This is a genomic window from Micromonospora sp. NPDC049366 (assembly GCF_044466625.1).
Taxonomy (GTDB): domain Bacteria; phylum Actinomycetota; class Actinomycetes; order Mycobacteriales; family Micromonosporaceae; genus Micromonospora.
Genome location: NZ_JBITMV010000002.1, coordinates 117,147 through 137,392 on the forward strand (window position 1 = coordinate 117,147; position 20,246 = coordinate 137,392).

16 protein-coding genes are annotated in these 20,246 nt (G+C 71.2%); 7 read left to right on the plus strand and 9 right to left on the minus strand.

Annotated features, from left to right (window positions below; all coding sequences use genetic code 11):
* Positions 1-131: 131 nt before the first annotated feature.
* Positions 132-1,034, minus strand: coding sequence for an acetoacetate decarboxylase family protein (locus ACIBTV_RS04170; protein ID WP_396702195.1), 903 nt, complete (start codon positions 1,032-1,034; stop codon positions 132-134).
* Positions 1,035-1,304: 270 nt separating this feature from the next.
* On the opposite strand from ACIBTV_RS04170, the gene ACIBTV_RS04175 reads away from it, so the two are divergent.
* From ACIBTV_RS04175 to ACIBTV_RS04185, 3 genes are all read left to right on the plus strand, one after another.
* Positions 1,305-1,709 carry an anthrone oxygenase family protein gene (locus ACIBTV_RS04175; protein WP_396702197.1) on the plus strand — a complete coding sequence of 135 codons (405 nt, stop codon included), beginning with the start codon at positions 1,305-1,307 and terminating at the stop codon, positions 1,707-1,709.
* Positions 1,710-1,886: 177 nt separating this feature from the next.
* Complete coding sequence (gene rph / locus ACIBTV_RS04180) at positions 1,887-4,514, plus strand: rifamycin-inactivating phosphotransferase (RefSeq protein WP_396702199.1); 2,628 nt, start codon at positions 1,887-1,889, stop codon at positions 4,512-4,514.
* Positions 4,515-4,638: 124 nt separating this feature from the next.
* Positions 4,639-5,664, plus strand: coding sequence for a LacI family DNA-binding transcriptional regulator (locus tag ACIBTV_RS04185; protein ID WP_396702201.1), 1,026 nt, complete (start codon positions 4,639-4,641; stop codon positions 5,662-5,664).
* Positions 5,665-5,679: 15 nt separating this feature from the next.
* On the opposite strand, the gene ACIBTV_RS04190 is transcribed toward ACIBTV_RS04185, so the two are convergent.
* Genes ACIBTV_RS04190 through ACIBTV_RS04220 form a run of 7 tightly spaced genes read right to left on the minus strand, consistent with a single transcriptional unit; the run spans position 5,680 to position 12,543 of the window.
* Entirely contained in the window at positions 5,680-6,549 is an 870-nt protein-coding gene (locus ACIBTV_RS04190; protein WP_396702203.1) for a sugar phosphate isomerase/epimerase family protein, read from the minus strand.
* Positions 6,546-7,595, minus strand: coding sequence for a Gfo/Idh/MocA family protein (locus tag ACIBTV_RS04195; protein WP_396702205.1), 1,050 nt, complete (start codon positions 7,593-7,595; stop codon positions 6,546-6,548). Before ACIBTV_RS04195 ends, ACIBTV_RS04190 begins: the two co-directional genes overlap by 4 nt.
* Positions 7,592-8,419, minus strand: coding sequence for a sugar phosphate isomerase/epimerase family protein (locus tag ACIBTV_RS04200; RefSeq protein WP_396702207.1), 828 nt, complete (start codon positions 8,417-8,419; stop codon positions 7,592-7,594). The genes ACIBTV_RS04195 and ACIBTV_RS04200 overlap by 4 nt, the downstream gene beginning before the upstream one ends.
* A 19-nt stretch (positions 8,420-8,438) precedes the next feature.
* On the minus strand, positions 8,439-9,398 hold the full coding sequence (locus ACIBTV_RS04205) for a Gfo/Idh/MocA family protein (protein ID WP_396702209.1): 960 nt from the start codon (positions 9,396-9,398) through the stop codon (positions 8,439-8,441).
* Positions 9,398-10,261: a carbohydrate ABC transporter permease gene (locus tag ACIBTV_RS04210; RefSeq protein WP_396702211.1), complete on the minus strand. Its 864-nt coding sequence runs from the start codon at positions 10,259-10,261 to the stop codon at positions 9,398-9,400. Before ACIBTV_RS04210 ends, ACIBTV_RS04205 begins: the two co-directional genes overlap by 1 nt.
* Positions 10,258-11,211, minus strand: a complete 954-nt coding sequence (locus ACIBTV_RS04215; protein WP_396702213.1) for a carbohydrate ABC transporter permease — start codon at positions 11,209-11,211, stop codon at positions 10,258-10,260. The genes ACIBTV_RS04210 and ACIBTV_RS04215 overlap by 4 nt, the downstream gene beginning before the upstream one ends.
* Positions 11,212-12,543 (minus strand): ABC transporter substrate-binding protein, encoded by a 1,332-nt coding sequence (locus ACIBTV_RS04220; protein ID WP_396702215.1) that lies wholly within the window; start codon positions 12,541-12,543, stop codon positions 11,212-11,214. It abuts the gene before it with no gap.
* Positions 12,544-12,712: 169 nt separating this feature from the next.
* Between ACIBTV_RS04220 and uxaC the strand changes: the two genes are divergently transcribed.
* The 4 genes from uxaC (at position 12,713) to ACIBTV_RS04240 (ending at position 19,736) form a co-directional block, all read left to right on the plus strand.
* Positions 12,713-14,110 (plus strand): glucuronate isomerase, encoded by a 1,398-nt coding sequence (uxaC, locus tag ACIBTV_RS04225; RefSeq protein ID WP_396702217.1) that lies wholly within the window; start codon positions 12,713-12,715, stop codon positions 14,108-14,110.
* Positions 14,107-15,438, plus strand: coding sequence for a mannitol dehydrogenase family protein (locus ACIBTV_RS04230; RefSeq protein ID WP_396702219.1), 1,332 nt, complete (start codon positions 14,107-14,109; stop codon positions 15,436-15,438). Before uxaC ends, ACIBTV_RS04230 begins: the two co-directional genes overlap by 4 nt.
* A gap of 293 nt (positions 15,439-15,731) precedes the next feature.
* Positions 15,732-16,544: an alpha/beta fold hydrolase gene (locus tag ACIBTV_RS04235; protein ID WP_396702221.1), complete on the plus strand. Its 813-nt coding sequence runs from the start codon at positions 15,732-15,734 to the stop codon at positions 16,542-16,544.
* Between the two features lie 318 nt (positions 16,545-16,862).
* Positions 16,863-19,736, plus strand: a complete 2,874-nt coding sequence (locus tag ACIBTV_RS04240) for an AfsR/SARP family transcriptional regulator (RefSeq protein WP_396702223.1) — start codon at positions 16,863-16,865, stop codon at positions 19,734-19,736.
* Here the strand turns inward: ACIBTV_RS04240 and ACIBTV_RS04245 are convergent.
* A complete protein-coding gene (locus tag ACIBTV_RS04245; RefSeq protein WP_396702224.1) occupies positions 19,726-20,199 on the minus strand; it encodes a sigma-70 family RNA polymerase sigma factor in 474 nt (157 codons plus the stop codon). The genes ACIBTV_RS04240 and ACIBTV_RS04245 overlap by 11 nt on opposite strands.
* Positions 20,200-20,246: the final 47 nt, after the last annotated feature.

Below are 20,246 nucleotides of genomic sequence, written 5' to 3' on the forward strand. Positions count from 1 at the left end.
GTCTTCAAGCCCCGGCGCCCGGCCGACCACACGCGCGGCTGCGGCCGCGGCCCGGCCCCGCGGGGTGGGGGCCGCGGCGGCCCCCCGCGCGCCGGGCCGGCGGGGGCCCCCCCCCGGCCGGCACGGTTCTCTCAGAGGATCCGCAGGTCGTTCACGGTGTAGGAGAGCGAGCCGCGGAAGCCGACACCCACCCGCTGCGGCGCGAGGTCGGCGAGTTCCTCGCGCGGCGCCGGCAGGAACCGCAGGTCACCGGTGCCGACCCAGGTGTCCGCGAAGCGAAGGCTGGTGAGCACCGACATGGTCAGCTCGTGGACCGGCGGGTGGTCGTGCTGCCCGGCCGCGAGCTGCGGGAAGTGCCGGAGGTTGACGATCGGCCGGGTCAGCGCCGGCAACCGGTCGGCGGTCCGATCCAGGGTCACCGTGGTCTCCGCCAGCCGACGACCACTCGCGGAGAGCACCGCGGCGAACCGGCCGCCCTTGCCGACCACCGGACCGGCCAGACTCTCGGCAGCGAAGGCCCGGGTCTGCTTGATCGCGCCCAACTTCTTCGGGAAGCCCTGCACCCACCCGCGGGCGAGCGACGAGTCGTTGTCCACCCAGATGAACGGGCACCACGCGACGGGGGTGCCCCGCCAGTGCGCGTCGAGCAGCACCAGGAACTCGGAGTACTGGCTGTACGGCGGGTCCAGGTAGTCGTCGGTGCCGCCGTTGAACTGCCAGTCGATGAAGACGCCGTACCCGTGGCCGGGGCTGTTCGGGTCGGGGTCGAGACCGGTGGGCAGGGATGCGGCGGCCGCCGCCGGGCTGGTCCAGAACTCCGCGCCGACCGCGTCGCCGACGTAGTGCCACGGTGGCCGACCCGCCAGGTTGGCGACGCCACGCGCGCTGAGCGGAAGGGTGTACCCCTTGAGCCGCTCCGGGTCGGTGGTGGTGGTCGCCGCGGCCGGTGACCCCGTGACGGCCGTGCTGGCGAGCCCGACCGTCCCGCCTGCCAGTGCGGCGAGCATGGTCCGCCGTTGAACGTTGTTCTCCATGTCCTACCTCTCCTGGAGCTCATCGCTTCCACAGTGGATGACGCCCACCTCGGTTGGTTGTTCAGTCAGGAAACCGCGAGTGGTCTGCGTCATGCCCCACGCACCGGGGACAGCGGCCAGAGACATCGCCGGCTCGTCGGTCGTCGCGATCTTTGCCCTTGATCGCCGGGCCGATTCCGGGAAGTCTGTAGGCGTCACGACCGCCGGTCTGAAGGTTTGCACAGATGGCGGTGGCGGCGGAGCGTCCGGCGGGCGGTCGTCATGCCGTTGGTGACCGAGCCGTGGGGACAGCGCCGTTTCCAGGTGGCCGGCCCGGACGGGCTGTTGGTGGAGGTCCTGCAGGCGGTCATCGATCCGTGGTTCATGACAACGTTCTTCGGCGCCCTCGTCTCCATCGGCGTGGCCGCTGTCCTGCATCTGGGGCCGGACCGCCGCGTCGCGTTGGCGTGGCTCACGCTGGCCTTCGTGCTCTACCTGGCCGTGGTGGTCATCACGATCGCGGTGCACGTGCCTCTCAACGACGCCGTCAAGGCGGCCGGTGACGTGGACCGCATCGACGTCACCCAGGTCAGGGCCAGGTTTGGCGAAGCCCGCTGGCTGGCCTGGAACCACGTCCGGACGTGCGCCGCCATCGCCGCCTTCGCGATCCTCGCGACCGTTCCGGCCGTCACCTGACCAGATCGGGTGACGCCGCCGAGAAGGGCCGCCCCGGGGCAGACAACAAGAAAGGCAAGGAGATCGCTCTCCCTGCCACCTCTAACGTATAGCACAGAGGGGGTCTTGCCGCAAGGCCCGGGTCGTGCCGCAGAATCGGCGGCCGGACCAGCGCCGACCACGAGACGGGGGCAGGACATGGGTGTGGTGTCGACGAACGGGGGACCCGGTCACCGCGACGTGGTGGACCTGCGAGAGGTCGACGAGACGCAGGTCGCGGCCGTCGGCGGCAAGGCGGCGCACCTGGGCGGGCTGTCGCGGATCGAGGGCGTACGCGTGCCGGCCGGCTTCTGCGTCACGACGGACGCCTACCAGCGGATCGTGGCCGAGGCGCCGTCGCTCGACGGTCTGCTCGACCGGCTGTCGCGCCTGCACCCGGACGACCGGGAGGCGATCCGCACGCTCAGCGCGGAGATCCGCCGCACCATCGAGGGGATCGCCGTCCCGGACGACCTGGCCGAGGCGATCACCCGCGCGCTCAGCCGGTTCGGCGAGCGGGCCGCCTACGCCGTGCGGTCCAGCGCGACGGCGGAGGACCTGCCGACCGCCTCCTTCGCCGGTCAGCAGGACACCTACCTGAACGTGCTCGGGTCGGCCGCGGTCCTCGCGCACGTCAGCCGGTGTTGGGCCTCGCTGTTCACCGAGCGGGCCGTGACCTACCGCCTGCGCAACGGCATCGACCACCGCACGGTCCGCATGGCCGTGGTCGTACAGCGGATGGTCTTCCCGGAGGCGTCCGGCGTTCTCTTCACCGCCGACCCCGTCACCGGCAACCGGAAGGTCGCCACCGTCGACGCCGGCTTCGGCCTCGGCGAGGCCCTGGTCTCCGGCCTGGTGAACCCGGACGTCTTCACGGTGCGCGACGGTGACGTCGTCACCAGGGCGGTCGCCGCCAAACAGCGGGCCGTTCACGCCCTGCCGGCCGGTGGTACGCGGGAAGTGGCGATCGACCCGCAGCGGCAGGAGCAGCCGGTGCTGACCGACGGGCAGGTCGTGCGGCTCGTACAGCTCGGTCGGCGGATCGAGGCGCACTTCGGCCGCCCGCAGGACATCGAGTGGTGCCTGGTCGACGACGACTTCCACATCGTGCAGAGCCGGCCGATCACCACACTGTTCCCCGTTCCCGCGACCGGTGATCAGGAGAACCACGTCTACCTGTCCGTCGGCCACCAGCAGATGATGACCGACCCGATGAGACCGTTGGGGCTGTCCGTGTGGCAGCTGACGGCCATGGCGCCGATGCACGAGGCCGGCGGGCGGCTGTTCGTCGACGCGACCCGGATGCTGGCCGCGCCGGCGAGCCGCGCCGGCTTCCTGGCGATGGTGGGCAGGTCCGACCCGCTGAGCAGGGATGCGCTGCAGAGCGTCCTCGACCGTCCCGACTTCGTCCTGGCGGCCCCGGACGACGTACCCGCGGGGCCACCGGCCGGCGGCCCGCCCACCCCGATCGAGACCGATCCGGCCGTCGTCGCCGAGCTGATCGAGCGCAGTGAGGTCTCGATCGCCGCCCTGCGTCGGGACATCGCCACGGTGACCGGGCCGGCGCTGTTCGACTTCCTGCTGGAGGCGTTCCAGGAGCACAAGCGCGCCCTCGGTGATCCCCTGAGCATGCAGGCGATCATGGCGGGGATGGAGGCCACCTGGTGGCTCAACGACCAGCTGAACGAGTGGCTGGGCGAGAAGAACGCGGCCGACACCCTCACGCTGTCCGCGCCCGGCAACATCACGTCGGAGATGGGGCTGGCGCTGCTCGACGTCGCTGACGTGATCCGCCCACATCGGGAGGTGGTGACGTTCCTGGAGACCGTCGAGGACGACGGCTTCCTGGACGAGCTGCCGAAGCTCACCGGCGGCACCGAAGCGCGTGACGCCATCAAGGCCTACCTCGACCGGTACGGCATGCGCTGCGTCGGCGAGATCGACATCACGAGGCCTCGTTGGCGCGAACGCCCCCGCACTCTCGTGCCGCTGATCCTCGACAACGTCAGGAACTTCGAGCCGGGTGCGGCGAAGCGACGTTTCGAGCACGGACGGCAGCAGGCGCAGCGGAAGGCGCAGGAGGTGCTGGAGCGCCTGCGGTCGCTGCCGGACGGGGAGCGGAAGGCCGAGGAGACCAGGCGGATGATCGACCGGGTCCGGACCTTCATCGGCTACCGGGAGTACCCGAAGTACGGGATCGTCAGCCGCTACTTCATCTACAAGCAGGCCCTGCTGGGCGAGGCCGAGCGCCTCGTGCGGGCCGGTGTGCTCACCGACCGGGAGGACGTCTTCTACCTCACCTTCCAGGAGTTCCACGACGTGGCGCGCTCGCACCAGGTGGACGACGGGCTGATCCGGCGGCGCAGGGAGGCGTTCCGGTCGTACCAGGCGCTCACACCGCCCCGGGTGCTGACCTCCGACGGCGAGGCGCACGTCGGGGCGTACCGACGCGACGACGTGCCGGCCGGCGCGTTGATCGGCCTACCGGTCTCCGCCGGGGTCGTCGAGGGGCGCGCCCGGGTGGTCCTGGACCTGGCTCACGCCGACCTCGAACCGGGCGACATCCTCGTCACGGCCCACACGGACCCGAGCTGGACGCCCCTCTTCGTTGCCGTCGCGGGCCTGGTGACCGAGGTCGGCGGGTTGATGACCCATGGCGCGGTGATCGCACGGGAGTACGGCCTGCCGGCTGTGGTCAGTGTGCTCGATGCCACCCGGCTGATCCGCGACGGGCAGCGGATCCGCGTCCACGGAGGCGACGGCTACGTCGAGATCCTGCCCGACTGACCCGCTTCCGGGCGAGGCGGTCCGTCCTGGTGCGGACCGCCTTCCACGCGTCGCCCGCCCCGCGAACGCGTCTCGGGGTCCACATCGGGCATCGACCGATCGCGTTGCGAACGTAGGATGGCTTATGGCACGCCGTCCGACGATCTACGACGTCGCGCGTGCGGCGGGCGTGGCCGCGTCCACCGTGTCCAGGGCCTACTCGCGACCCGGGCGGGTCAACGCGGACACCGCGCGTCGGGTGTTCCAGGCCGCCGAACAGCTCGGTTACCGGTCCGACCGACTCGACGGACAGCATCCGGTCGGCCGCCCGGCGCAGAAGGCGATCGGCTTGGTGGTCGCGGACGTGACCAACCCGTTCTACGGCGACATCATCAAGGGCGCCTACGAGGCCGCCCGGGAGGGCGGCTACCAGCTGATCCTCACCCACACCAACGAGTCGCCCGAGGTGGAGCGGCAGACCATCGAGCATGAGCTGGCCCAGGTGGACGGCATCGTCATCGCCAGCTCCCGGATGACCGACTCGGCGTTGCGGATGGTGGCCAAGCAGAAGGCGGTCGTCCTGCTCAACCGCAGCATCCCCGAGGCGAGCTGCGTGCTCAACGACGCCGAGCGTGGCATCCACCGGGCCGTGGAGCACCTCGCGGCGCTCGGCCACGAGCGGATCACCTACGTCGCCGGCCCGGAGATGAGCTGGTCGGACGGGATCCGCTGGCGGGCTCTGCGGGATGCGACTGCGCAGCTCGAGCTCGAGACGAAGCGGATCGGCCCGCACGAGCCCACCGTCCTCGCCGGTCTCGGCGCGGCGCGGCGACTCGCCGAGCTCGACGCGACCGCGGTGCTGGCGTACAACGACCAGCTCGCGATCGGCATCATGAAAGGGCTGCGCAAACTGGACATCGTGGTGCCCGAGGACGTCAGCGTGGTCGGCTTCGACAACATCATCTTCGACGAGTTGGTCGAGCCGCAGCTGACCACGATCGCGTCGCCGCTGTACCGGATGGGCCTGACGGGCGTGCAGAACTGCATCGCGGTGGCGCAGGGCGCCCGGCCCAGTGGCCAGCCGCTGGTGCTGCCGGTGCGCCTGATCGTGCGCCAGTCGACCGCCAGGCGCAGGCAACGGAGCGCCCACCCGACCCGCGGCCCCCGGTGACGACGGTCGCCCGCCTCATCCGGTCCGGGCGGCCAGAGCCTGCCGCGCCCACTGGTACGACATGCGGTGCGACTCCCGCTTCGACGTCACGCTCGGTTCGTCCACCTCGATCATGAAGTCGCCGTCGTACCCGTCCGGGATGGCGGCCAGCACGGCGTCGAAGTCGACCACACCCAGGCCGGGCTCCGCCCAGAGCCGCTTCGTCGCCTGCACCTCGTGGTAGGTCATGCCGTCGCGCGCGGCGGGGGAGAGCAGGTCGGGGAAGCAGTCCTTGATGTGGATGCCGCCGAGGCGGTCCGCGTACCGCGCGATGAAGGCCGCCGCGTCGACGCCGGCCCAGGTCAGGTGGCCGGTGTCCGGGCCGAACCCGAGCACGTCCGGGCCGAGGTCGTCGAGCAGCCGGGTGATCTCCTCGGCGGTCTCGAAGACGCCGCCGACGTGCGAGTGGTGCAGCGGGCGCAGCCCTTCGGCCCGCAACACCCGGCAGATCGTGCCGCAGTTGTCGATCGCCCGGGCCAGCCGGCTCACGTCGAAGCCGGCCCCGACGGCTGGTTGCGCCATCCGGGCCGGAAGCGCCATCGAGGAGATCATCGTGCGGTCGAGGCCCAGGGCCGTCTGGGTGGCGGCGAACCGCTTGGCCCGCTCCACCTCCGCGGCCATGTCCACGGTCTCGTCGAACGCGGAGTTGAGCAGGCTCAGCGACGGCGCCAGGCCGTAGCCGCCGATCCAGTCCAGGTAGTCGGCCGGGTCCATGCCGTCGGGCACGTCGGCCTTGACCGCGCTGAAGCCGATCTCCTGGAAGTCGCGGAAGGCCGCGTCGAACACCTCCCGGGTCTTGCCCGCCCGGCTCCAGTAGGGGATGGGGTTGGCGGCGATGCGGTTCACGAGAGGCTCACCGGCCGTCCCGTCCGGGCCGACTCGTACGCCGCGCTGATGACGGCGATCGACTGGCGGTTGGTCTCCAGGTCGACGCGGAGCTTCTCGGTGCCGTCCACGGCGGCGAGGAAGTTCAGGTACTGCGACCGGTGCGCGTCGGACAACTGCCCCGGATCGCTGCCGGCCGTCGGCACGGCCCGGCTCTGCGTCGTACCCATCAGCTTCTCCTCCCGCTCCTCGCCCCCGGCGGTGACCTGGAAGAAGGCCAGCTGATCGTTGTCGATGACCGCCGATCCCCGGTCGCCGTGCACCTGCAGCCGCGCGCTCAGCCCCGGGTACGCCGCCGTCGTCGCGTGCAGCACGCCGAGCGCCCCGCTGTCGAACCGCACCACGCCGACCGCGACGTCCTCCACCTCGATCCGTTCGTGCGCCAGCCGCCCGGCGTACGCGAACACCTCGACCGGCCGACCCAGCGCGGCGACGAGCAGGTCGACCGTGTGCACCCCCTGGTTCATCAGCGCGCCGCCGCCGTCGAGCTCCCAGGTGCCCCGCCAGTCGCCCGAGTCGTAGTAGCTCTGCCCCCGCCACCAGTCGATCGAGGCGATGCCGGAGGTGAGCCGGCCGAGCTCACCACGGCCGATCGCCGCGAGCGTCGTCTCGGTGGCCGGGTCGAACCGGTGCTGCGAGATCACCGTCACCAGCGTGCCGGCCTTGCGCTGCGCGGCGATGATCGCGTCGGTCTTCGCCACGGTGACCTCGGCCGGCTTCTCCACGATGACGTGCTTGCCGGCGTCGAGAGCCTCGATGGCCACCTCGCCGTGCCGTCCCGTCGGCGTGCACACCACCACGACGTCGATCTCCTCGGCGGCCAGGGCCTGACCCAGCGACCCGTACGCCCGGCCGCCGCGCGCCGCGGCGAGCCGCTCCGCCCGGTCCCGCCTGATGTCGGCGACGGCGACCAGCTCCACCCGGTCGGCGAGCTGACTCATCACGAGGCCGTGGTGGTTGCCGATCACGCCGGCGCCCACCAGGGCGAACTTCGTCCGTGTGCTCACGCGTACTCCATCCCCTCGGTCGTCAGAAGGTCCGTGAACGCCTGCCACGCGCGGCGGAACTGCTCCGGGCCGGAGAAGCCGCCGGTGGCGTGACCGGCCGCGAGGTGCGGTTCGAGGGAGAAGAACCCGTCGAAGCCGTCGTGGCGCAGCGCCCGCAGCGTGCGGGCCACCTCCCCGTCGCCGTGGCCGGCCGGCACCACCGTGCCGTCCGCCGCCAGCGCGTCCTTGACCTGTACGTACTCCAGGTGCCCGCGCAACATGGCGTACCCGTCGGTGTAGGGCCGGACGCCGACCTGGACGAAGTTCGCCGGATCCCAGGCGAGCCGCAGGTGCGGCGAGCCGACGGACCGCACCACGTCCAGGCACCGGGCCGGGTTGTCGCCGTAGATCTCCTTCTCGTTCTCGTGCAGCAGGATCAGGTCGGCGTCCTCGGCGACCCGGGCGAGCGCCCGCATCCGGTCGATCACCTCGGCCCGGTGGTCGGCCGGCGCGGCGCCGGGACGCAGGAAGAACGAGAAGATCCGCACGTACGGCGCGTCGAAGAGGCGGGCCACCTCGGCGGCGTGGCGCATCCGCTCCAGGTGCGGCGGAAAGTCCTCGTCGATGAAGATCTTGCCGATCGGCGAGCCGATGCTGGACACCCCCAGGTCGTGTGCCGCGAGGGTCTCCTTCATCCGGGCGAGCTGACCGAGGTCCAGGTCCAGGATGTTGACGCCCCAGGCGCTGCGTATTTCCACGTACTTCAGCCCCAGCCCCGCCGCCACCGCGCACTGCTCGGTGAAGTCGGGGGAGATCTCGTCGGAGAATCCGGACAGCGTCCACATCGCGGTGACCCTTCCCTGCTCAGGTGTGCTGTCGATAGACCTGGTCGATGAGGCGGAGGGAGCTGGTCGCCTCCTCGACGCCGAGCCAGAACGGCGCCGGCTCGGACAGCCGTCGGTAGAAATCGGCGATGAGCAGCTCGTGGGACGCTCCCCAGTAGGCGCGACCGTCGGGGCCGGTCCGCCGCTCGGCGACGACCTCGGTGCGCCCGTCCCGGTAGCTGACCGTCAGGTCGCCGCGGATGGACAGGGTTGCCCGCTCGGTGACGATCTCGATGCCCACCGGTGCGTCGTGGACGTTCGTCACGGTCGCGAAGAGCACGCTGCGCGCCCCGCCGGCGTGTTCCAGCAGCAGATGGGCGGTGTCCTCCACGTCGATCTCGGGGCCGAACCCGAACCGGCCGGCGTGACCGCGCAGCTCGACCACGTCGCCGAGCAGCCACTGCATCAGGTCCAGCGTGTGGATGGCCTGGTTGATCAGCACTCCGCCGCCGCTGCGCGTGGTCCGGCCGCGCCAGGGCCGGGCGCGGTAGTACTCCCGGTCCCGGTGCCAGAGCACGGTGGCCGAGCCGCCGCGCACGGCGCCGAGTTCGCCGGAGGCGAGCAGCGTACGGGCGGCCCGGGCGGTCCGGTTGTACCGGTTCTGCAGGCAGACGCCGACCTTGACCGTGGGGTGGTCCTTGGCGGCGGCGATCAGCCGCTCGGCCTCCGCGAGGGTGTGGGCCACCGGCTTCTCCAACAGCACGTGAACGCCGCGCTCCAGGGCGTCGATCGCGATCGGCACGTGCTGGTCGTGCGGGGTGCAGATGTGCACCACGTCGGGGCGCAGCTCGTCGAGCAGGTCGCGGTGGTCGACGTGCCCCGTCCCGGCCCGCGCCGGGTCGGTGTCGCAGACCCCCACGAGTTCGACGCCGAGCCTTTCGATCGCGGCGAGGTGCACCACCGACACGTCCCCGCAACCGATCACCGCCGCGGTCGCCACTACTTCACCCCGCCGGCCGTCAGGCCCCCGACCAGGTAGCGCTGGAAGGCGAGGTAGAGCAGCACGACCGGCGCCGCGCAGATCAGCGAGGCCGCCATCATCTGGGAGTACACCGGCAGCGCGCCGCCCTCCTGCGTCGACCCGAAGATCTGCAGCGCCACCGCCGCGGTCTGCGTCTCGGGCCGGGTCAGCACCGAGGCGAACAGGACGTCGTTCCAGCCCAGCAGGAAGGCGAAGATGCCCGAGACGACGATCGCCGGCAGGCTCAGCGGGAAGACGATGCGCCGCAGGATGACGAGGGTCGAGGCGCCCTCGGTGCGCGCGGCCTCCTCCAACTCGCGTGGCATGGCGCGCAGGTAGGTGACCATCACCCAGGTGGAGAACGGCAGGGCGAAGGTGAGGTAGGCGACGAACAGACCCCAGCGCGTGCCGATCACCGTGAGGCCGAGATAGTTGCCGGCCGAGGAGAACAACACGAACACCGGCAGCAGCATCAGCGTGCCCGGGATGCTCTGCAGGCCCACCAGGCCGCGCAGGATGGTCAGCCGCCCGACGAACGCGTAGCGGACCAGCACGTACGCGGTGGTGGTGCCGAGCAGGGCGGACGCCACCGCGGTGAGCCCGCAGACGATCAGACTGTTGACGATGCCGGTGGACAGGGCGGCGGTGGTCCAGATCTGGGTGTAGCTCTCGCCGGAGAAGGTGCTCGGCCAGAACTCGCCGCCGGCCACGCCCACGTCGGTGTTGAGCGACGCCAGCACGATGTAGAGGATCGGCGTCAGCACCATGGCGCAGAGCAGCACGGTCAGGGTGATCAGCAGCGGTCGGGGGAGCAGTCGTTGGGCCTCGGCCGAGGCGGTCATCGCCGGGCTCCTTCCTCGTGCACGTCCAGCCGCACCGCCCGCAGGTACGCGAACAGCGGGATGGCGATCAAGATCAGCGAGACCACGGCCATGGCGGCACTGAGCCCGAAACGCAGGCTCTGGAAGCTTGTGACGTACACCAGCATCGGCATCACGTTGACGTCGTCCGGGGCGGGCGCGCCGAACAGCACGAACGGCAGCGTGAAGTTGTTGATGTGGTTCAGCGTGGCCAGCAGACAGGCGAGCAGCACCGGTCCGCGCAGGTACGGCAGGATGACCCGGCGCAGCTTCGACCACCAGGTCACCCCGTCGACCGCGGATGCCTCGTGCACCTCGATGTCCACCGACTGGAGGGCGGCCAGCGCCATCAGGTAGATGAACGGCCACGCCGCCCAGATCTCCACCAGCACCAGCGTCCAGTACGACTTCGGGCCGCTGAGCCACAGCCCGCCGTCCACGCCGACCTTCGCGAGCGTCGCGTTGACGATGCCGTCCGGCTGCAGCATCGTGCGCCACACCGTGGCGACCACGAACGACGGCAGCACGTACGGGATCAGGAACACGGCCCGCACGATCGCCCGGCCGGGGTAGGGGTTCTGGGTCACCAACGCGGCGGCGATCCCGATCGGCACGGTGGCGGCGGTGGCCAGCACGGCGAACGAGACGCTGATCCAGACCGAGTGCAGCAGACCGGACCCGACCGACTCGACGTAGTTGTCCAGGCCGATGAACGGCGCCTCGATCCAGCGGCGCAGGGTGTACTGGTCGAGGTCGATCGTCGAGATCCACAGGGCCAGGGCCAGCGGGATCAGGATGACCAGGACCATCAGCACCCCGCCGGGGGTGAGGAGCCACAGCGGGCGCTGCCGTTCCGTGACGCCCCGGCGGCGCCGCGGGGGCGGCGGGTCGGCCGTCCGCGCCTCGGGCGTGCGGGTGCTGTCGACCGTCATCTACTTGACCCGGTCCAGCGCCGACTGGGCGGTCTTCTGCGCGGTGGCCAACCGGCTGTCGATCTGCGCGGGGCTGATCGCTCCGTTGGAGAGGTCCGGGATGGACTGCACCACCGCGTTGGTCAGCGCCAGCTGGATGTCCGCCCAGGCGCCGGTGAACGGGGTGGACACCGACTTCTGCTGGGCCTCCACGACCGCCTGCAACGTCGGGTCCGACAGCAGCGTCTGCGCCGCGGCGGCGTTCGCCGGCAGTTGGCCCAGCCGCTGGTAGAGGTCCAGCTGGGCGTCCTGGTCGGTGATCATCTTGACGAACTGGAAGGCCAGGTCCTTGTTCTTGGAGTAATCCGCCACCAGCAGGTTGTCGCCGGAGAGGATGCTGGCCGCCTCCACGCCGTTGGCCGGCCGCGTCGTCGCGCCGGGTGGCACGGTCGGCAGCAGGGCGAACTTCCACTTGCCCTTGACCGCGCCGGCGTCGAGCGCCTTCGCGGCGAGCGCGGAGGTCAGCGCCATGTAGCCGGTCTTGCCCTTGGCGAACTCGGCGACGGCCTGCGAGTTGGACCAACCGACCGCGGCCGGGTTGACCACCTTGTCGGTGGCGAGCCACCCGAAGAAGGTCTCGTACGCCTTCTGCACCGCCGGGTCCTGGATCCGCGCGGTCTTGCCGTCCACGAGCGGGTTGCCGGCCTGGATCGACATGCCCCAGATGAACTTCCACGGATCGAAGTTGTCCTTGTACGCCACGGCCAGCCCGTACTGGTCGCCCTTGGTCAGCCGTTTGGCGTGCTGGGTCAGCTCGTCCCAGGTGGTCGCCGGCTTGTCGATCCCGGCCGCGCTGAGCAGCTCGGTGTTGTAGACCATGACGAACGGTCGGCCGACCCACGGGATGCCGACCTGGTTGCGCTCGTCCGGCCCGGAGATGCCCAGCGACGAGGGGATGAACTTGTCCTTGCCGCCGATCTTCTTCCACTCCTCGTCGCCGAGGGTGACGAACGCCTTGGTGGAGTATGCGGTCGGGGTGAACGTGGTGCCGACCGCGTAGACGTCCGGGCCGCTGCCGGCGACCACCGAGGTCTGGATCTTGGTCAGTTCGTCGTTGGCGGTGGCGAACGTCTCCCACTTGACCTCGGCGCCGGTCTGCGACTTGAACCGCTGGGCGATCGACTCCTGCCACGCCTGCTGTTCCGCCGGATACTGGGTGTTCGCCCCGATCAGCACGTTGAGTGTCGTGCCGGAGCCGCTGGATTCGTCGCCGCCACCGCAGGCAGCGAGCGCGGCGACCAGCGCGGTCGCACCGGCCACCGCCACCGCCACTCGCATCTTCCGGTATCGCATCTGCTGCTCTCCTAGGGTCTGCCGGTGCGGAGTGAGCCGCATCACTGTTACGGGATGGTTTCCGCACGCCGAGGATCGACGCAACGAGTTGCCAGTTGTTGCCACGCACCCGAGGCAACAGGTGGCAACCGCTTGCGTACCGATCGCCACCGCGCTGACGCTCGGGCTCATGGCCGCTCTGACGTTGCACCCCGACCGGTTGTTGCCCACCGACCCGGGAGTGCGCTCGATCGCCCGCCGCCTGTACGAGGCGGTCCGCGACCGTCCGATCGTCTCGCCGCACGGGCACGTCGATCCCCGGATCCTGCGCGACGACACCCCGTTCGCCGATCCGACCAGCCTGTTCCTCCAGCCGGACCACTACGTGACCCGGTTGCTGCACGCCGGCGGTGTGCCGCTGCAAGCGCTCGGAGTGGGGGAGGAGCCGCTGCCGGAGGACCGGGCGCGCGAGGCCTGGCGGTTGCTGTGCGCGCACTGGGACCTGTTTCGCGGCACCCCCGTGCGGTACTGGTTCGACGCCGAGCTGGTCGAGATCTTCGGCGTGACCGAGCGGCCCTGCGCGGAGAACGCGGACGCGCTCTACGACCTGATCGCCGGGCAGCTGCGGCAACCGAGCCACCGTCCCCGAGCCCTGTTGCGGCGCTTCGGCATCGACTTCCTGGCCACCACCGACGACCCGGGTGACGACCTCGCCGCCCATGCGGCGCTCCGCGACGCCCCTGCGGTCGACGCCACCGTGGCGCCCACCTTCCGCCCGGACAGGTACCTGGAGATCGGTCGGCCGGGCTGGGCGGAGCAGGTCGAGGAGTTGGGCGGCGACGTCGGTGACTACGCCGGCTACCTCGCCGCGCTGGAGACCCGGCGCCGGTACTTCATCGCCCACGGCGCGGTCTCCGCGGACCACGGTCACGCCGACGCGGGCGCCGAGCCGATCGAGCGGCACGAGGCGGAGCGCATCTACCGCGCGGCCCGCGCCGGCACGGTCTCGGCGGCCGAGGCGGTCGCGTTCCGCCGGCACATGACTTTCGAGATGGCTCGGATGTCCTGCGACGACGGCCTGGTCATGACGCTGCACCCGGGCATCCACCGCAACCACCACCCGGCCACCGCCGCCCGGTTCGGCCCGGACACCGGGCACGACATCCCGACCGCCGTCGAGTTCACGCGCGCGCTGCAACCGCTGCTCGCCCGGTTCGGCACCCACCCGGGCTTCCACCTGGTGCTGTTCACCGTGGACGCGGAGGTCTACAGCCGGGAGATCGCGCCGCTGGCCGGCTTCTACCCCTGCGTGTACGCCGGTGCGCCGTGGTGGTTCCTCGACAACCCGTCGGAGATCCGCCACTACCAGTCCGCGGTCACCGAGATCGCCGGCTTCTCCCGCCTGTCCGGGTTCATCGACGACACCCGCGCGTTCTGCTCCATCCCGGCCCGACACGACATGTCCCGCCGGCTCGACGCGGGGTTCCTCGCCGGGCTGGTCGCGGCGCACCGGCTCGACGAGGACGAGGCCCTCGACGCGCTCACCGCGCTGGTCGACGACCAGCCGCGCAAGGTCTTCAAACTGTGAGGCCGCACCGGGCCGCCGGCCCGCCGGTCCGCGTCGTCCACCTGGGACTCGGCAACTTCTTCCGGGCCCACCAGGCCTGGTACACCGGGGCCGCGCCGGATTCGGCGCACTGGGGGATCGCGGCGTTCACCGGCCGGTCCCGCACGGTGGCCGAGGAGTTGTCCGCGCAGGGCGGGCTGTACACGCTCGTGGTACGCGGACCCGAGCACGACGAGATGACCGTGCAGACCGCGGTCTCGGCCGCCTACCCCGGCACCGACCTGGGCTCGTGGTGCGCGTACCTGGCCCGGCCGCAGGTCGCCGTCGTCACCCTGACCGTCACCGAAGCGGCGTACCGGCGGCGAGGCGACGGCGGCCTGAACCTCGACGACCCGGACGTCCGCGCCGACATCGACGCGATCCGGCGCGGCGGCGCGGTGACCACCGTGCCCGGCCGTCTCCTGGTCGGCCTGGCCGCCCGGTGTGCCGCCGGCGCCGGGCCCCTCGCCGTGGTCTCCTGCGACAACCTGCCGGGCAACGGCGAGGCGACCGCTCGCGTCGTGCACGACCTGGCCGTGGCGGCCGCACCGGCGCTGGGCGACTGGATCACGGGAACTATCTCGTTCGTGACCACCATGGTGGATCGGATCACTCCCCGGGCCACACCCGACGACGTGCGCGCGGTGGCCGACCTGACCGGGCGGAAGGATGCCGTGCCGGTGGTCACCGAGCCGTTCACCGAGTGGGTGCTCAGCGGTGAGTTTCCGGCCGGCCGCCCGGCCTGGGAGGTCGCCGGCGCCCGCTTCACCGACGACGTCACCCCCCACGAGACGCGCAAGCTCCTGCTGCTCAACGGTGGGCACAGCCTGCTGGCGTACGCGGGCGGGGCCCGAGGGCACGACACCGTCGCGGCGGCGACCGCCGACCCGGTCTGCCGACGGTGGCTCGACCAGTGGTGGGACGAGGCAGCCCGGTACGTGCCGCTACCCGCTGCCGACCTCACCGCCTACCGGAAGGCCCTGCTCGACCGGTTCGCGAATCCGCGTATCCGGCACACGTTGGCGCAGATCGCCGCGGACGGCTCGCAGAAGCTACCGATCCGGGTGCTGCCGGTGCTGCGCGGCGAGCGTGCCGCGGGCCGGGCCGCCCCCGGAGCTGTCCGCGTCCTGGCCGCCTGGATCCAACACCTGCGCGGGATCGGCGCGCCGGTGGACGACGCGGGAGCCGACCCCTACCGGGAACGAGCGGGGTCGGCGCGCGACGTGGTCGGGCTGCTCGCGCCGGACCTGAGCGGTGACCTGGAGCTGGTCCACGCCCTCGACGAGGCCTGCGTCGCATTCAACGGGTGACGGAGACGCCGCCGGGCTGCCGGACGACAGAGGTCAGGATCGGCCGCCCGTGCGCCTGCTCCGGACAGGTGGGGGTGACCGGGTGCGCGGGAGCGGTCCTGGTCGTCGGCGTCGGGCGACGTGGTGGGCGCACGTGCGCGTGCGGGCCCCGAGGTCTCAGGGCGCTCGCGTCGATTGTGACCGGGGTCACTGCTGCGATACGCAATATATTGCACATCGCCGGGGGTTGTCTCCATCGAGATCCGGGCGGCCAACCCGCCCCTCGATCCATCACCACAGAAGGGCTGTTCCTGATGAAGATCAAGAATGTGGTCACGGCCGCGGTCGCCGGCCTGGCGGTCGCCGGACTCACCGGCTCCGCCGTTGCTCTCGCCGAGGAACGTTCCTCGACGCGCAAGCCGACGGTGGTTCTGGTCCACGGCGCGTTCGCCGACTCGTCCAGCTGGAACGGCGTGGTCAAGGACCTCAAGCGCGACGGCTACCCGGTCGTCGCCGCCGCCAACCCGTTGCGCGGACTGCATGCCGACGCGGCCTACCTGCGCAGCGTCCTCGACAGCATCAGCGGTCCGATCGTGCTGGCCGGGCACTCGTACGGCGGCTCGGTGATGAGCGAGGCCGCCGACGGCGACCGGGACGTCAAGGCGTTGGTCTACATCGCCAGCTTCAGTCCGGAGAAGGGGGAGAGCACCTCCGAGCTGGCCGCCAAGTTCCCCGGTGGGGAGCTCGGGCCCGCGCTCAACTCCGTGCCCGTTCCGCTGCCCGGCGGGGGTACGGGTACCGACCTCTACATCAAGCAGGACAAGTTCCGGGCGGTGTTCGCGGCGGACGTCGCCCGCCCGGTGGCTGACCTGATGGCGGTCGGTCAGCGGCCGATCACCGAGGCCGCGCTGAACGAACCGGCCACCAGGACCGCGTGGAAGACCATCCCGTCGTGGAGCATGATCACCACCGAGGATCTGGCCATCCCCGCCGACTCGATGCGGTTCATGGCCGAGCGGGCCAAGTCGCACACCGTCGAGATCAAGGCTTCGCACGCCGTGACCGTGTCGCGGCCCGGCGCCGTGGCCGACCTGATCGACAAGGCCGCCCGCGCCACCAACCGCTGATCGCTCGCACCGTCCGTGCGGAGGAACGACGTACTCGCGGTGCGACGTTCCTCCGCACCCGGCGAGCACCCCCGGCCGTGCCTGGAATGCAATATTTCGCGTGCTAACTTTGGATGGGGCACGGGGGAGGCGCTCAGGCGTTGCCCGCTGCTGCTCCGGGCCGGCCAGAACTTCCTCGAAACGGCTCAACGACCAGTACCGACGCCCTCGAAACCTCTGGGGAGACCCGTGCCGACATCGGCAGCAGAGCCTCGCCCACCGGCGAACCCGCAGGCGTCCCGCATCAGCGGTGGGGACGACCCGCATCAGACGGAGGACGTGCGCTTCAGCGTGCTGGGGCCGGTCCGAGCCTGGCGCGGCTCCGACGAGCTGCGCCTCGGCGCCCGGCAGGCTCGGCTCATGCTTGCCCTCCTCCTGGTGCGCTCGGGCAATCCCGTCACCTGCGAGGAATTCGCCACCCTGTTGTGGGGTCAGGATCCACCGGCCCGGGCGGCGAACATCATCCACCGGCACATCGGAGCGCTCCGCCGGTTGATCGAGCCGGGCCTGCCACCTCGCGCGTCCGGCCGGTGGATCAACCTGGACGGGGGCGCCTACCGGATGAACCTGGAGGTGCCGTCGTCGGATCTGCTGCGGTTTCGCGCGCACGCGGCCGCCGCTCGAGAAGCGACCGCGGCCGGCGACGGCGAGACGGCGATGGCCCGATTCCTCTCGGCCCTGCGCGCCTGGACCGGACGCTGCGCAACCGGGCTCGATCCTGATCCGGATTTCGTGCCCGAGTTCGCCGCACTCGACCACGAACGGTCCCTGGTGGCCTGTGCCGCCGCCGACGCGGCACTGAACCGGGGCGACGTGAGTGAACTGGTGCCGCTCCTCCGGGAGATCGCCGAGCAGAACCCGTTCGACGAAGCGCTCCAGGCGCGTCTCCTGCTGGTGCTCGCCGCGGACGGCAAGCAGGCGGAGGCGATCGCGGCCTTCACGGCGGTGCGAGCCGGCCTGGCTGAGCAACTCGGGGTCGACCCGGGGCGGGAACTGCAGGCCGCCTTCGAGCGGGTGCTGCGCCAACAAGCGGCGGTCGGTGCCGAGCCGGGGCTCCAGGCGCCTGCCGTGCGGCCGTCCGAGGCCGAACCCGCCACCGTGCCGGCGCAGCTGCCACTCAGCGTGCGCTTCTTCGCCGGACGCGCGCGTGAACTCGGCCGGCTCTCCGATCTCCTGCCGTCCTCGGGCAGGAAAAGCGCGGGCGCGGTGACCGTGGCCGTCGACGGTCTCCCCGGGGTCGGCAAGACCAGTCTCGTCGTGCACTGGGCGCACGCCGTCGCCGGACGTTTCCCGGACGGCCAGCTCTTCGTCGACCTGCGGGGCTTCGACGGCGAAGAGGCGATGAGCATCGATCGTGCGTTGATGGTCTTCCTAGCCGCCCTGGCGGTGCCGGAGGCCCAGATCCCGCCGACCACGGAGGCCCGGACCACCCTGTACCGGACGCTGACCGCCGGACGCCGCATGCTCATCGTTCTCGACAATGCCCGCGACGTCGAACAGGTACGCCCTCTCATCCCCGCAGCACCGGGATGTTTTGTCGTGGTGACCAGTCGCCGCCGCCTCACCGGGCTGGTCGCGCAGGAGGGCGCCCACCACATCACGCTCGACCCACCCTCGCTCGAGGAGGCACGGACCGTGCTGCGGGCGCGATTGGGTGCGAACCGCGACGCCGACGATCCCGTCGTCCTCGACGAGATCATCGAGCGCTGCGGCCGGCTGCCGCTCGCGATGGCCGTCGTCGCGGCTCGCGGCGCGGCCTATCCCGAGTGCCGGCTCAGCGAACTCGCCGCCGAACTGCGCAATTCGGCCTCCCTGGACGTATTCAACGGTGACGAGCCACGAAGCGACGTCCGCACCGTCTTCTCCTGGTCGTACCGCCAGCTCAGCGAGCCCGCCGCGCAGCTGTTCCGGCTGCTGCCACTGCACCCTGGGCCCGACTTCCGACTGTCCACCATCGCGAGCCTCGCCGGCGTCGCCCGGGAGCAGGCCCGTGCGCTCATCGCGGAGCTGCTCCGGACCAGGCTGCTCAACGAGTCGCGCATCCACCGATACGCCTTTCACGACCTGATCCGCCGCTACGCCGTGGAGCTGGGCGACCGGCACGACGGCGTGGCGGAACGGGAACAGGCGTCGGCCCGGGTTCTCGACCATCTCCTGCAGACGGCGTACGCGGCCAGCTGCCTCCTGATGCCGCAGGCGTTGCTGTTCGCGCCGCCACCGGCCCGTGAGGGCGTGACGCCGGATCGACTCGCCGACGCCGACGACGCCATGGCGTGGTTCACCGCGGAGTTGCCCGTGCTGGAGGCGGCGATCGCCGAAGCCCGGCCCGATTTCCCGACCTGGCAGTTGGCGGAGAGCCTGCTGCCCTTCTACCAGCGCCGAGACATGTTCCGCTCGTGGGCGACGTCGGCCGAGACGGCGTTGCGGGCGGCCCGTCGCATCGGGGACCGCCACGGCCAGGCACGCATGTCGCGGATGCTGGGCGGGGCGACGGCCTTCGAAGGTCACCGGAGCTCGGCGATCGAGCACCTCCAGCAGGCACTCGCCCTCTTCGTCGACCTCGACCGGACCCTTGAGCAGGCGTACGTGCTGTCGAATCTGGGCTGGGTCTGGTACCACCAGGGCGAGATCGACCAGTCGCTCGCCCACTACCGCAAGGCCCTGGCCCTCTTCCAGGTCGAGGGCAACCAACGCGGCCAGGCGTTCTCTCTGCTCGGGATCGGATACTGCCTGGTCCGCGCCGCGCAGTTCCATCTGGCGGAGCGGGTGCTGCGCCGGGCGTTCGCGATGCTCGGCGAGCTCGGTGACCAGAACGGGGAGGGCAGCTGCGCGACGGTGATGAGTGACGCCCTCACCGGCCTGGGCCGGCTCGACGAGGCGATCGAATGGCGACACCGCGCCCGGCACCTGTTCCGACAGGCCAGCAACGACAGCGAGCTGGCGGACAACGAACGGGGACTGGGCGACGTCTATCTGTGTGCTGGGCGGCCCGTCGAGGCGGTGCGGGCATGGCAGGAGGCCAGGCGGATCTACGTCGAGCTCGGCTCTGACGAGAAGGTGCGGATGATGACCGCCCGGATCGACCGCCGCGAGGTGCCCGGCCCGCGGGTTCCGGAGCAGCGGGCGGCGGGGCGCGAGGTGCTCAGCCGTTGACGGCGTGCCGCACGGCTCGGAGGGCGTAGTGGAGGCGTGACCGGACCGTACCCTCCGGTACGCCGAGACGGCGGGCGACCTCCGGCAGCGGAAGGTTCTCGAAGAAGACCAAATGCAGGACCTGGCGGTGGGCTCGGCTCAAGCCGGCCACGGCATCCCGCAGAGCACGGTTCGCCAACGCCGCCGACGCCGTCACGTCGCTGCGCGTGATGGGTTCGACCTCCAACGGCACCTCGACCGGTCGTACCTGACGTCGGCGGACATCGTCGATCACCAGGCGGCGCGCCACCGTGAACAGCCAGCGCCGACGGGCCTCCTCCAGGGCCGGGAGCACGTCGAGGTTCCGCCACGCCCGGATCATCGTCTCCTGAAGCAGGTCCTCGGCGGTCTGACGGTTACCGGAGGTCAACTTCAGCAGGAAGCGGTTCAGCGGCCGGCGGTGGGTGGCCAGGACCTCCCGCATCCGTGTGTCGGCATCGGGTTGGACGGCCAGGCATGACATCGGGTGGT

Coding starts and splice junctions, on each gene's coding strand:
- ACIBTV_RS04170 (WP_396702195.1), bottom strand. CDS start 1,034: ATGGAGAACAACGTTCAACGGCGGACCATGCTCGCCGCACTGGCAGGC.
- rph (WP_396702199.1), top strand. CDS start 1,887: ATGGGTGTGGTGTCGACGAACGGGGGACCCGGTCACCGCGACGTGGTG.
- ACIBTV_RS04185 (WP_396702201.1), top strand. CDS start 4,639: ATGGCACGCCGTCCGACGATCTACGACGTCGCGCGTGCGGCGGGCGTG.
- ACIBTV_RS04200 (WP_396702207.1), bottom strand. CDS start 8,419: ATGTGGACGCTGTCCGGATTCTCCGACGAGATCTCCCCCGACTTCACC.
- ACIBTV_RS04210 (WP_396702211.1), bottom strand. CDS start 10,261: ATGACCGCCTCGGCCGAGGCCCAACGACTGCTCCCCCGACCGCTGCTG.
- ACIBTV_RS04215 (WP_396702213.1), bottom strand. CDS start 11,211: ATGACGGTCGACAGCACCCGCACGCCCGAGGCGCGGACGGCCGACCCG.
- ACIBTV_RS04220 (WP_396702215.1), bottom strand. CDS start 12,543: ATGCGATACCGGAAGATGCGAGTGGCGGTGGCGGTGGCCGGTGCGACC.
- uxaC (WP_396702217.1), top strand. CDS start 12,713: ATGGCCGCTCTGACGTTGCACCCCGACCGGTTGTTGCCCACCGACCCG.
- ACIBTV_RS04235 (WP_396702221.1), top strand. CDS start 15,732: ATGAAGATCAAGAATGTGGTCACGGCCGCGGTCGCCGGCCTGGCGGTC.
- ACIBTV_RS04245 (WP_396702224.1), bottom strand. CDS start 20,199: ATGCGGGAGGTCCTGGCCACCCACCGCCGGCCGCTGAACCGCTTCCTG.